8 protein-coding genes are annotated in these 13,126 nt (G+C 48.4%); 5 read left to right on the forward strand and 3 right to left on the reverse strand.

Going from position 1 to position 13,126, the window contains the following annotated elements; genetic code table 11:
- Nucleotides 1-48: 48 nt before the first annotated feature.
- On the forward strand, nt 49-1,059 hold the full coding sequence (locus BP71_RS27290; protein ID WP_496384737.1) for an aspartate-semialdehyde dehydrogenase: 1,011 nt from the start codon (nt 49-51) through the stop codon (nt 1,057-1,059).
- A 73-nt stretch (nt 1,060-1,132) separates the two neighbouring features.
- Here BP71_RS27290 and BP71_RS27295 read toward each other — a convergent pair whose 3' ends face one another.
- Nucleotides 1,133-2,350 carry an NADH-quinone oxidoreductase subunit D gene (locus tag BP71_RS27295; RefSeq protein WP_496384738.1) on the reverse strand — a complete coding sequence of 406 codons (1,218 nt, stop codon included), beginning with the start codon at nt 2,348-2,350 and terminating at the stop codon, nt 1,133-1,135.
- Between the two features lie 2 nt (nt 2,351-2,352).
- Nucleotides 2,353-3,921 (reverse strand): glycoside hydrolase family 10-like protein, encoded by a 1,569-nt coding sequence (locus BP71_RS27300; RefSeq protein ID WP_496384739.1) that lies wholly within the window; start codon nt 3,919-3,921, stop codon nt 2,353-2,355.
- A 331-nt stretch (nt 3,922-4,252) separates the two neighbouring features.
- Between BP71_RS27300 and BP71_RS27305 the strand changes: the two genes are divergently transcribed.
- On the forward strand, nt 4,253-6,067 hold the full coding sequence (locus BP71_RS27305) for a glycosyltransferase (RefSeq protein ID WP_496384740.1): 1,815 nt from the start codon (nt 4,253-4,255) through the stop codon (nt 6,065-6,067).
- A 78-nt stretch (nt 6,068-6,145) separates the two neighbouring features.
- Here BP71_RS27305 and BP71_RS27310 read toward each other — a convergent pair whose 3' ends face one another.
- Entirely contained in the window at nt 6,146-6,295 is a 150-nt protein-coding gene (locus BP71_RS27310) for a hypothetical protein (RefSeq protein WP_496384741.1), read from the reverse strand.
- Between the two features lie 384 nt (nt 6,296-6,679).
- On the opposite strand from BP71_RS27310, the gene prmA reads away from it, so the two are divergent.
- From prmA to plsY, 3 genes are all read left to right on the forward strand, one after another.
- Nucleotides 6,680-7,516: a 50S ribosomal protein L11 methyltransferase gene (prmA, locus tag BP71_RS27315; RefSeq protein WP_496384742.1), complete on the forward strand. Its 837-nt coding sequence runs from the start codon at nt 6,680-6,682 to the stop codon at nt 7,514-7,516.
- A 42-nt stretch (nt 7,517-7,558) separates the two neighbouring features.
- On the forward strand, nt 7,559-12,241 hold the full coding sequence (locus tag BP71_RS27320) for a hypothetical protein (protein ID WP_496384743.1): 4,683 nt from the start codon (nt 7,559-7,561) through the stop codon (nt 12,239-12,241).
- 154 nt (nt 12,242-12,395) lie between these two features.
- Nucleotides 12,396-13,046 (forward strand): glycerol-3-phosphate 1-O-acyltransferase PlsY, encoded by a 651-nt coding sequence (gene plsY / locus BP71_RS27325; protein ID WP_496384744.1) that lies wholly within the window; start codon nt 12,396-12,398, stop codon nt 13,044-13,046.
- The last annotated feature ends 80 nt before the right edge of the window (nt 13,047-13,126 follow it).

The following is a 13,126-nucleotide window of genomic DNA, read 5'->3' on the forward strand; positions in this document are numbered from 1 at the left end:
TTACAAGGAGTAAATCATATTCTATCCATTTTTAATCTTAATGCAAGAATGAAAATCGCAGTAGTAGGCGCTACCGGTCTGGTGGGCGGCGAAATCCTCAAAGTGCTCGAAGAGCGTAATTTCCCGGTGACGGAGCTATTAGCCGTCGCATCTGAAAGGTCTGTCGGTAAGGAAGTTACATTCAAGGGTAAACAGATAAAGGTGATCGGCTTCGAGGATGCGATTGCTGCCAAACCTGAGATTGCGATCTTCTCGGCTGGCGGCGGCACTTCATTGGCCCTTGCACCGAAATTCGCGGAAGCAGGTATTACCGTGGTGGATAATTCGTCCGCATGGCGCATGGACCCGACCAAAAAACTGGTTGTTCCGGAAATCAATGCAAGCGAATTGACTAAAGAAGATAAGATTATCGCAAATCCGAACTGCTCCACCATTCAAATGGTAGTGGTTCTGAATCCCTTGCACAAAAAATATAAAATCAAACGTGTGGTTGTTTCCACTTACCAATCCGTAACCGGAACCGGTAAGGCTGCCGTTGACCAACTGTTCTCGGAACGTGCCGGCGATCACAGCAAAGGCAAAGTATACCCGCACCAGATCGACCTGAATGTGCTTCCACACATCGACGTGTTTCTCGATAATGGTTATACCAAAGAGGAAATGAAGATGACGAACGAAACGAAGAAGATCATGAGCGACGATAGCATTGCAGTTACCGCTACTACTGTTCGTATTCCTACGATCGGCGGTCATTCCGAGGCTGTTAACATCGAGTTCGAGAACGAGTATGACCTGGACGAAGTACGCCAGATCCTTGCTGAAACCGAAGGCGTTATCGTTCAGGACGATCCGAAAAATGCATTGTACCCAATGCCATTGACGGCTCACGGCAAAGACGAGACTTTCGTAGGCCGTATCCGTCGCGACGAATCTCAGCCTAAGACACTGAACCTGTGGATCGTAGCTGATAACCTTCGCAAAGGAGCTGCTACCAACGCCGTTCAAATCGCTGAGTTTTTGGCGAAACACGACCTGGTAGGTGTAGCTGCCGAAGCGTAAGTTTTCAGGAGTTATTTAAATGAAAAGAGCCGATACATGCGGCTCTTTTCATTTATACACTGATTTATATTGATTATCTGTCGACTTCACCCATTACCACGTCAATAGACCCGATAACAGCTACCAGATCGGCGAGTAATGCCCCTTTTGAAATTTCCCCGATCACCGAAAGGTTATTGAACGAGCATGCCCGCGCCTTACATCGTACCGGGACGTCCGAACGGCCGTCAGTGCGGAAGAAAAAGCCCAGTTCGCCTTTCGGGTTTTCGGCACGCACGTAAAAATCCATCGCTTTCGGCCGGATCTTCTTTGGTACGATAGCCTGTGGGTCAAAATCACGGGTTCTTTTGTAATCGCCTTTCAATTGCACCAGGCATTGCTCGATGATTTTCACCGACTCCCAGCATTCCGCCACACGTACCCACGTCCGGTCCCAGCAGTCTCCTACCGTGCCTAATTTCCCTTCGCCAATGGGTATCTCAAAATCCAGTTCCGGATACACCGAATACCCATCTACCTTGCGCAAATCGTACCGCAGGCCCGAACCGCGGAGCATCGGCCCGGTACAGCCGTAATTAATGGCAACCGGCAATGGCAGCACGCCCACATTGGCAGTTCTTTGAATAAAGATCTTATTATCCACTACTAGCTGTTGCAATTCGATCAGCTTAGGTTTCAGATATTTAATGAATTCCGTACACCGCTCCTCAAAACCGACGGGCAGGTCGTAAAACAGCCCGCCTATCCATATATAATTGTATAGCATCCGCGCGCCGCATGTCCATTCGAGCAGGCGCAGGATCTGCTCGCGATCACGCATCATCCACAGGAAGGGCGTATATGCGCCTATGTCCATCGCGTACGTACCCAGAGCGACGAAATGCGATGCCAGCCGGTTTAGCTCTGCCACCATCACACGAATGTATTCAATACGTTTGGGGATATCATTTTCAATCCCCAGCATTCTTTCCACACCCATTACATAGGCATGCTCAGAGTTCATCGCCGCAACGTAATCCATCCGGTCCACGTAGGGAATGATCTGGTTAAAGGGCAATGATTCGGCATGTTTTTCAAAACAACGGTGCAGGTAACCTACATGCGGCACTACGTCGATCACCACCTCGCCGTCGGTCACGACTTCCAGCCGCAAGACGCCGTGCGTAGACGGATGCTGCGGACCCATATTCAACACCATTTCCTCGGTCCGAAGATTCTCAGAATGGTATTTAGTAGGTACCGAGGCAATGAAATGCTCGGGCTTATAATCGTATTGGATAGAATTGCTCATACCTAAAACCTGACTAGCTTCTGATCGTGGACTTCCACACGTAAAGGGCCGATGGGTCGACCTTCGTTATGCAGGCGATCAACTGCTGTAACATAATATACATATCTTTTACCCGATTCCGCAGTCATATCCACAAACTTTTCTCCCTCGTAACACATACCCAGTATCCGTCGCGGGTCATGCGCAGTGGCCTTTTCATCTGGCGGAAAGCGGTAAATCACATAATACCAGGCCTTGTCGCCGTCCGCAGCGGCATCCGGTTGTTCCCAGGTGAGCTCGATGCCGCGTGAGAGCAGGGTCGCTTTCAAACTTTTGGGCGCCAGTGGCGGAACGCGGTCTTTCCAGGGCATAGTAGGCACAAGTGCCGGATACTTGAAAAAATCCCTGCGCAACGAGTCCACAAAACCCAGGCTATTGCCCCGCAATGAGCGGGAGCTGAAAAAAATCGCTCCGTCCGTTTCGCTTTCGCGGAAGTATCGGACCTGATTAGGTATTTCAGCCGGGTTCGACCAATGTGCATCCCTATCTTTATAACCTACACGGTAAGCGCCCATTCCAATATAGAGGTGACGGTCAAAACGATTTTCTGTCCACCAATCGACCAGATTCTTATAAGGTACCCGCGAAAAACCCGATGAAAAGTAAACCTGCGGAGCAATGTAATCGACCCAGCCTTCCTTGACCCATTTGCGGCTGTCAGCAAAAAGGTCGTCATAAGACGCCAATGCCCCGAAAGTTTTGGAACCCTCCGCATCGCGATCCTTATTTCTCCACACGCCAAAGGGGCTTATTCCGAATTTAAGGCGTGGATTCAGTGCCTGCAGCGCTTCATGGATCTGCTTTACGAGCAAATCTACATTATGTCGCCGCCAATCGGCCTTGTTGGTGTAGCCATCGGAATATTTCCGGAAAGTCGCATCATCCTGGATTACCTGTCCAGGCGCTGCATAAGGATAAAAGTAGTCGTCGAAATGGATTCCGTCGACGTCGTAATTCTTGGCGACATTGACAGTCATATCGGTTATGAATTTCCGCACTTCGGGAATGCCAAAATCAAACAGTTTGTAACCGTCATAACTCAGGATCCATTCGGGGTGAATGCGACTGATATTCTCAGAAGAAACACTTTTGGAAGACTTATGTACAAGCCGGTTAAGGTTCAGCCACGCATGAAACTCCAGGCCACGCTTATGGGCTTCGGCGATCATGAAATCGAGCGGGTCCCACATGGGGTCGGGCTTCCGGCCTTGCTGGCCCGTCAGCCATTCCGACCACGGTTCGGGGCTCTTCGCGTAGAATGCATCCCCGGCCGCACGAACCTGTACAAACACCGCATTCATACCTACCCGTTTGTGAAAATCGAGCAGGGAAGAGAACTCCTCCTGCTGGTCTTCCGGAGGTAGATTTTTGCTGCTTGGCCAATCAATGTTGTCGACAGTGGCTATCCATACCGCTCTGAATTCTCTTTTAGGGGGCAGATCTGTCTCCGTTTCAGCGGTCTGTGCCATGCAACTTTCCAGCAAAAACATGATCACAGTAAAGGAAAGCGCAACAATTTTAATTTTTTTCACTATCTGACCAATGCAAAATGTTAATCCAACCAAAGTAACGTATTTTGGAACAAAGTTAGCCGACAACCGTCTTAAATTCGCGCAATAACGGTTTGATTTGGATGTGGGTATCAAAATCTGCACGCCTGCCGCTTTCTTGACTTAGTTATATTTTGACGCTGGAATGATGTTTTAAACAGGTGCAGCGGCCAGGCCAACAAACATTCAACTATTGTAATTGTGAATTATTTTTCTGCATATTTATTGTGCAATAACAAGGATTTTTGTGACATAACCGGAGCAGCGTCCTTTTTCTGAAATGCCCTAGTAACGCTTAAAACTGTACCCTATATTGGAACCATTTGTCAAAACCACTAAGAAAAACGTCCTGTTCGAAATTGCATGGGAGGTTTGTAATCAAGTTGGAGGGATATATACTGTCATAAGGACAAAGGTGCCTGCCATGGTCGAAAAGTGGGATGAAAACTACTTTTTGCTCGGTCCTTATTTTGAAAAAAAGGCGTCTTCCGAATTTGAAGTAATCCACGACCTCGACGACTCCCCCGCCGGCAGGATCGTAAAAAGAATGCGGGAGATCGGTTACGGTGTGCACTACGGCTATTGGCTCGTAACGGGCAAGCCGCGCGTGGTCCTGTTTGATCTGGACAGCATTGCCCCCCAGCTCGACGCGATCAAATTCAGTCTCTGGGAGCGCAACCGCATTCCGACGATTAATGTTGAACCACTTGTCAATCAAACACTTTGCTTTGGTGAGCTTGTTCGCATTTTTTTGAAAGAATATGCGGACGAGAATGCAAAGCGGGAAGAAATTTTCGCGCAATTTCATGAATGGATGGCCAGCAGCGGGTTGCCTGAACTGAAACGCGAAAACGTAAAAATCGCGACCACGTTTACGACCCACGCGACCATGCTGGGGCGCTACCTGGCGCAGAACGTTTCCGGTTTCTACAACAAGCTGCCATTCTTCGACTGGGAACAGGAAGCCAAAAATTATGGAATCCTTGCGCAGTGCTCCGTCGAGCGGCAGGCTGCATTAAGTGCCCATGTACTGACCACGGTAAGCGACGTGACAGCACGCGAATGTGAAGTATTCTTAGGCCGTATGCCCGACCTCGTCACTCCGAACGGACTGAATGTCGTCCGCTTCCAGGCTGTCCATGAATTCCAGAACCTGCACTTAAAACACAAAGAACGTATCCACGAATTTGTCCTGGGGCATTTCTTTCCCAGCTACTCATTCGATCTGGATAAGACCTTGTACTTTTTTACGTCCGGTCGATACGAGTATAGCAACAAAGGTTACGACCTCACCCTGGAAGCCCTGGCGCGGCTGAACTGGAAAATGGTGCAGGCTAATATGGATATGACGGTGGTGATGTTTATTGTGACCAAACAACCTTACTATTCGGTCAATCCCGATGTATTACAGTCGCGTGCCGTGCTGAACGAGTTGCAGGAAACCTGTACGGCTATCGAAAAGGAAGTCGGAGAAAAGCTTTTCCTGGCAACCGCCGCGGGCGCCGATCATAAAATGCCAGATCTGAACGAGTTTGTGGATGAATATTGGCGGCTCCGTTTGAGAAGGACTATCCAAAGCTGGAAAACCGATAAGCTCCCGGCGTTTGTAACACACGACCTGAAAGAGGAAGACGGCATTACCGATTTTTGCAAACGGGCCAACCTCGTCAACAACGAGCGTGATCGCGTCAAGATCGTCTATCACCCGGATTTCATATCATCCACCAACCCGCTGTTCGGCCTCGATTACGGACAATTCGTCCGCGGATGCCACCTGGGCGTTTTCCCGAGCTATTACGAACCATGGGGTTACACTCCTCTGGAATGCGTGGTACGGGGCGTTCCGACCGTGACCAGCGACCTTTCCGGGTTTGGCGATTACATTATGCAAATCATGCGGGATTACGAAAACCGGGGAATTTACGTCATCAACCGCAAATCCCAGAACTTCTCCCAGGCCGCCGACCAGCTCGCCGATATCCTGTTCAAATTCGTGAGAATGCAGCGCCGCGATCGCATCATGCAACGTAACCGCGTTGAAAACATTTCCGATGTGTTTGATTGGATGAATTTGCGGTCTTATTATGATACCGCGCATGATCTGGCTGCCAAGAGGCGCAAACCGTGACGTAAATCATAAACTAGAAAGCCATTAACAGCCATGTTGATGGCTTTTTCTGTTTCAATAGCCTTGTTAAGTGCCCGGTCAAAGTGGAGATATGCGACCAGCGAGTGTTTTCGAACTGTTTTTCAATAGACCGGGAGACGCGGAGCCTGGGAGAACAAACCTGCCTGGAACGCGCTTTCTATCAATTAAGGAACTCAAAAGAGAAAGAAGCGAAGGCATTCTCTGCATTTCGTCTAGTATAATGGTCGATTCGTCCGGTTCCTGAAGGTAAAGTTCCGCATCCCAATCGATTAAGATCGGATTCCTGATCCACGTAATTACCTGGATGAGGGAATTTAGTCAGAAGCTTTTTGACCAGCGTCATTTTTCCCGCTTGACGGGGACTCAAACAAAGCTATTGCAGGTGTGTCCGGCACTAGCGTCGTAATTTCAGGTCCAAGTAATCGATTGAACATTTAAAATAATCCCGTTATTTTAAAATGCAATTTAAAATAACCGGTATTAGTTGAGGGATACAAGTCACCAAATTAGATTCACACAATCCCTGTGCCCTTGCATTCCTGAAATTTTTCAACACCTTCACTTGACGAATTTTTATCCATAATTATTACAATGAATTACATAGAGCTTGATTTGAAAGTGAATCCCGAATTTTCGGAAATATTGATGGCAGAACTGGGAGAGGCCGGATTTGAGTCGTTTGTAGAGACCGACGAGGGTTTGCTGGCTTACATTCAGGAAGACGATTTCAATGCTGATGCTATCCATGATTTAAAGGCCAAATACCTGGAATTAACGACAATAGCGGCAACCTGGAAATCGTTAGAAAGGAGAAACTGGAACGAGGAGTGGGAAAAAAGCTACGAGCCGATCGAGGTAGGTGACCAGGTACGTGTACGGGCAACTTTTCATGAGCCCGATCCCTCTTTTAAATATGATTTGCTGATACAACCCAAAATGTCGTTTGGCACCGGGCATCACGAAACCACGTGGCTGGTGATGAACGAGCAACTTAACCTGCCTCACGTGGGTCTTTCGATCATGGATGTCGGCTGCGGAACGGGAATTCTGGCGATTCTGGCCTATAAATTAGGAGCAACACGGCTGCTGGGTTTCGATATCGACGAATGGGCCGTGGAAAATACCCGCGAGAATTTCACAATGAATGCGCTTCCGGCCGATTCGGAAGTGTTCCAGGGAACGATCCAGCATGTACCGGAAGGGAAACTTTTCGGAGGTGTACTGGCGAATATCAACCGGAACATCCTGCTGGCGGAAATCCCGACGTACGTGGCGCACCTGGAACCTGGCGGCTGGCTTGTTACCAGCGGATTTTATGAAACCGACCAGGCTGATATTGAAAAATGTGCATTGGAAAACGGTTTGAAAAAACTCAGGTCCAATACACGGAACCAATGGGCAACCGTTGTTTTTGAAAAGAACCAATAATTAAGTCCATAGCTAATTGCTGAACGCTGACAGCTACAACCCATGAAAATATTTCGCTTTGCTCTACTGCTTTACCTGCTGATTTTTATCGGAAAAAATGCGACTGCCCAGAACCTCAAACTGGCGGACGAGCCCGGGCAGTTTATGGTGCAGCTACGGAAACTGATGGACGGAACCAGGAATCCGCAATTTATCCGGTCCACAGCCCAGCTCGACAGCGTCTGGATGTCGGCGGTAAATCCATCCCAGCAGGCGAAATTCATCGGGATTATCAAAACGCAGATTGCCAAAGGCCAGAAGGCGGGCTCCGTGCTCGCATTGCTGATCCGCAATACGCAATCTGTTGCCAGGCGGTCACCGGAAAAGCTCGACGGGTTCCTGGATGTCGCAGCTAGTTCGGGCGAAAAATATGACGGCAAGACTTTTCAAAAAGTGCTTCAAACTGCCCTTCCGATTGCCGAAAGCAACAAGTTGTACGCAAGCAATTACAATACTCTCTACCTGCTGGGCGGAAACTTCAAATACCGGTTTGATACAAAAAGTGACTCTGCCGTCACCAAAGAGACGGAAATTGCCAACGACAGCTGGAACACGCCGGTAGATTCAAATTTCGTAATCGCCCCGAAGTCCAATCCACTGCCTGTTCTTGCAGGCGCATTGATGGACCTGGAAAATGCCACTTTTGCGATGGTAGCAGGCGGTGATTCCGTCGTCTTTGGCCCGACGAATGGGAGTGTGTCGCTGCGTGATGGCGTTTTTGTAGGTAAAAACGGGAAGTTTACCTGGCAGACAGCCGGGGATTCGAGCATTTACGCGGATCTGGACAGCTATTCATTCAATATTAATCACCCCAAACTCCTCGCTGAAAACGCTACTTTACATTCCGAGACTTACCTGGCGGCAACGATCAAAGGTTCGCTGGAATACCGGGGCATCAAACGTATCAAGGGCCAACCCGCATTGTACCCCCGTTTCGCTTCCAACGATATCGACGCGAAACTGAAAGAGATCCGCAAGAATATCGATTACCAGGGTGGTTATTCGCTCATCGGCCTCGACCGTTACAGCTCCGCGCTGAACGACAAATATTCAACCATCAAAGTCAAATACCAGGAGAAACCCGCATTCACGGTTCGAAGCAAAAGATTTGCATTGAAAGATTCCGTTTTCACAGCCACATTTGCATTGTACTCGATGCCGCTGGGTGGAGATTCGCTGATTCACCAGGGCGTTACCTTTAAATACAATGACGACGAAGGACTTGTGAAACTCGGCCGGATGGACAAAACCGACTACGGGCCGCTACCCTACCGCGATTCCTATCACAAAATGAACATCTGGGCACAGGCCATGCGCTGGAGGTTCCCGAACGACAAGGTCGAATTCCTGCGCATCAATGGAAAGCAGGATGTACCCGTCCGCCTCGAATCGTTCGACTATTTCAAAAAAGAGCGTTTCAGGGAGATCAGCAAGGAATTTGGCTTTCAGCCGCTGATTATGGCTGCGAGCTATGCCCAAACTACCAAAAAGACGTCATTTTTGCCGGAAGAACTGGCCACTCAGTTCAAGCAGAATCCGACGATCATCCGCAATGCATTGCAACGGCTGACCCTTGATGAATACTTTATCTATAACAAAGCTACCGATGAGTATGCATTGAGTAAAAAAGGGGTACTCTATGTTCTCGCCAATCTGGACAAAGCCGATTATGACAACTTCCAGGTCAGCGGCCAGTTTGCAGCCAACGAAGAGGTGGCTAATGCAACGATTTACCTGCCCGATACGATGCTGACCGTCCTTGGCGTCTCCCGTTTCATCGTCAGCGACTCGTTGAAAATCTATGCCATTCCCTCAGACAAAAAGTTGTTCATCGGCAAAAACCGCAATTTCACGCTGAATGGGCAGATGGTGGCTTCCAATTACCAGTTCCGTGGTCAAAACATCAAGTTTGACTACAACCAGTTCTTTGTGAATGTAGCCCCATCCGATTCGATCACATTTACGCCGCGCGACAAGTTTGCCAAAGGCCAGAAAGGCGAAGTCGGAGGTCATGTGAAGTACGAAAAAGGAGGTACATTCTATCTCAGTGATCCGAAAAACAAGTCGGGGATTCAGAAAGGCATTAAGAAATCGCCCAGGCTTGTCGTTCCGGATGGTATGATCGTGTATTTCGACCAACCCGAGCGAGGAACGGTGCTGTACCCGCGGGAAGTGTTTTTTAAAATCCCAAAGATCGATATGGATGGTCTGGACCAGCGGGATGTCATTTTCGATGGTACATTTAATTCCAATGGCATTATTCCGCCTATTCAAACGATCCTGAAAAGCATGCCCGATAACTCGCTTGGCTTCGAATACAAACCCCCGGTGACGGATATTAAGCTATACGAAGGGAAAGCACTGGCAAAGTTTACTGACACGCTGACAATGGATAACAGCGGTTTGCATTCCAAAGCCATTCTGAAATACCTTTCGGCGTCGATGACTGCCAAGAACATCCTCCTAACCTCCGATTCGCTGATGGCAACCGGCGACGTGGCAAGTATTAAAGAAGCTACCATCGGCAAAGGCTATTTTCCAAGTGTGGTTTTGAAAGATTATGCGTTGAAATGGTATCCTAATGCCGATAGCATGTTTATCAACACCCAAGGCAAATCTTTCTCCTTCCACCAGGGTACGACTAATCTCGAAGGCAGTTTGCTGCTCCGCTCAACAGGGCTGTATGGTAATGGCAAGTTGAAACGGGCCGATTCCGAGCTTTCTTCACCCGATATTAAGTTCAACAAGGATGGTTTTCTGGCCAATAAATCCGCATTTGCAATCAATAGCGGCGATGTGAAGTCGACTAAAAAGCTGCTGACCGGCAACAATGTGAATGTCGATTTTAACTTTAAAACAGGTATCGCCAATTTTGTGACCGACGAATCGGGTTTCGGCAATGATTCTTCGGGCATGCAAATCCCCACCGCGTCCTACCAGACGCTGATCGGGAGCGCAAAATGGGATATGACGAAGAAAACGATCCTGATGAAAGGACTTGGCGAAACCTCGTCCTACACCTCCACCGACCCCGATCAGGAAGGGCTTACATTCAACGGCTCGGAAGCGATTTACGACATTCAAAAGGTAACACTGAATATCAAAGGTGTACCGTACATTCAAACTGCCGACGTGAAAATTATCCCCGACGGCGGTATGGTGGCCGTGGATAGCAAGGGTAAGATTGTGCCGCTGAAAAAAGCACGTATAGAAATCGATACCCTGAATGTCTCGCACCATCTGCGTGACGCCGATATCCGCATCGATTCCCGCAACCATTTCGAGGGCTCAGCTACCTACCAGTACATTACCGCCCGAAAGGATACATTCAACATTAAAATGCAGAACTTCGAACTCGTGGAAGTCGGAGCAGGCGAAGAAGGAAAGCGGACCAAAGCGAAGGACAAGCCCGCAGCCGGAATCAAATATTACACAACCGCGAGGGCCGATATCAAAGAGACAGAAAACCTGTTCCTTTCGCCACGCATCCAGTACAAAGGAGGTATCAACCTCGTTGCGTACGAGCCGTCGCTGAAACTGGATGGTTTTGTGAAGCCGGTAATCAAGTTTAGAAAGGATTTCCAGAGCTCATGGATCGTGTATCAGGATTCTCCCGGGGAATCGGTTTCTATTAAAATCAATAAAGACCTCAAAAATGAGCACGAAATCCCGCTTTCAGTGGGCTTGCATTACAACGAGGCCAAAGGAATGTATATGAGCTTCCTTTCGCCCAAGGATTCGGATGGGGACGAAGATATTTACCAGGCACAGGGTAATCTGAGCTACGACGAAGACAGCAAGGCATTCCGCGTTAATCCGCCGCCGGGTCCCGACGGACTGATCGACGAAGGCAATGCACTGACATTCGACGACAAAACCGGACTCGCGACATTCGCCGGGCCATTCAAACTGACCGCCGCCGACTGGTTGCAAACCGTAGGCAGCGCCGAAGTGCAGGTCGATAGCTCGAAATTCCGTTTCAATACAATGCTTTTGATGAAAATGCCTGCTTTGGAGCCGATAGCACCATCACTGGCAGCTAAAATCGTTGAAACCAACCTCGCAGAGCAAAACAGCACGGCAGCCGACGACGATGCCGAGCAACTGAACCGGAAGCTTTCCGCATTGATCGGCCCGAAAGCAACGGATGCATATGTGAAACTGACAGCCGCTGGCTACAAGCCAATATTTGAAGCATCGCCGGCACTGGATGTACCGATGGTACTGTCCAACGTCAATCTCCACTGGTCTCCCGCACATAATGCGTACTATTCACAGGGGCCGATCGGCGTAGCCCATTTTGGCCGAAACAACATCAATGCGCAGATGACCGGTGTCCTCGAACTCCGCAGGGGTGTGGAAGGTGATGAATTCAGCCTCTACCTGGAAGCTTCCCCCGATATCTGGTATTATTTTGATTATAAAGCAGGCGAACTCGGTGTCGTTTCATCACTGCTGGATTTTAACGATGAGATCACAGCAAAGTCGAAAAACGTGAAGTCCAAAGACATGACCCTGGTGAACATTGGAACTGAAGAGAAGGATATGTTTGTTAACCGCTTTGATGATTTTTATCAGCCTGCCCTTAAGAAAGCCAAGCTCGTCAAAGCCACTGCGAAGAAGAAAGCGGCTCCCTCTGCCAGTGAAGAAAAGAAGAAAAAAGCGGAACCCACAGAAGGATTCTGATGCGGCTAGTAGCATTTACAATAGTTTCTGCTAATTTTTGAAAATCTGTATACAGAATTATAGTTTCGCGTCACTTTTGCTTGTAAAATCCTCCAACTATCGTATTTTTGAGAAAAGCTTTTTGTAATTTAAATTTATCTTTGAATAGTACAAAATGAGTGTTGCCTTATTAATAGTTGCGATTGTTGCTGCTTATCTGCTGGGTTCCATCCCAAGTTCTGTTTGGTACGGCATTGGATATTTTGGAATCGACGTCAGGAAACACGGCAGCGGTAATGCGGGTGCCACCAACACATTCAGGGTTTTAGGCAAACGCGCTGGCACTGTTGTAATGCTCATCGATGTACTCAAAGGCTGGACGGCCACCTGCCTTGCTTCCATGCTTTTTTACATGAACGAGATCGGTGAAACCGAGTTGCTGATGTACAAGATCATCTTTGGTATCATCGCGATCATAGGCCATATCTTTCCCATATTTGTGCACTTTAAAGGCGGTAAAGGAATTGCCACACTCCTTGGAATGGTACTCGCCATCCATCCCGAGCTGGCGTCCGTCTGCATTACTATATTTATTCTGACACTAATTGCATCTCAATACGTGTCGCTGAGCTCGATCCTCGCGACATTGGCATTTCCGGTACTTTCGTGGACGGGCGCTTTCGGGCATCCTGAGCCATTGCTGGTTGTTTTTGGCTTTGTGATGTTTGTTCTCGTCGTTTTTACGCACCAGAAAAACATCGTACGCCTGCTCAACGGCAACGAAAACCGCGTGAACATTTTCGCGAAATCGAAGGCCAGAAGTTAACAAGACTAATCTAACCCCGTTAATCCGAACCCCTAAGGCGCAACCTTAGGGGTTATTTTTTTAAATTGACGGCCGTTTCA

It is taken from the genome of Dyadobacter ginsengisoli DSM 21015 (assembly GCF_059568735.1).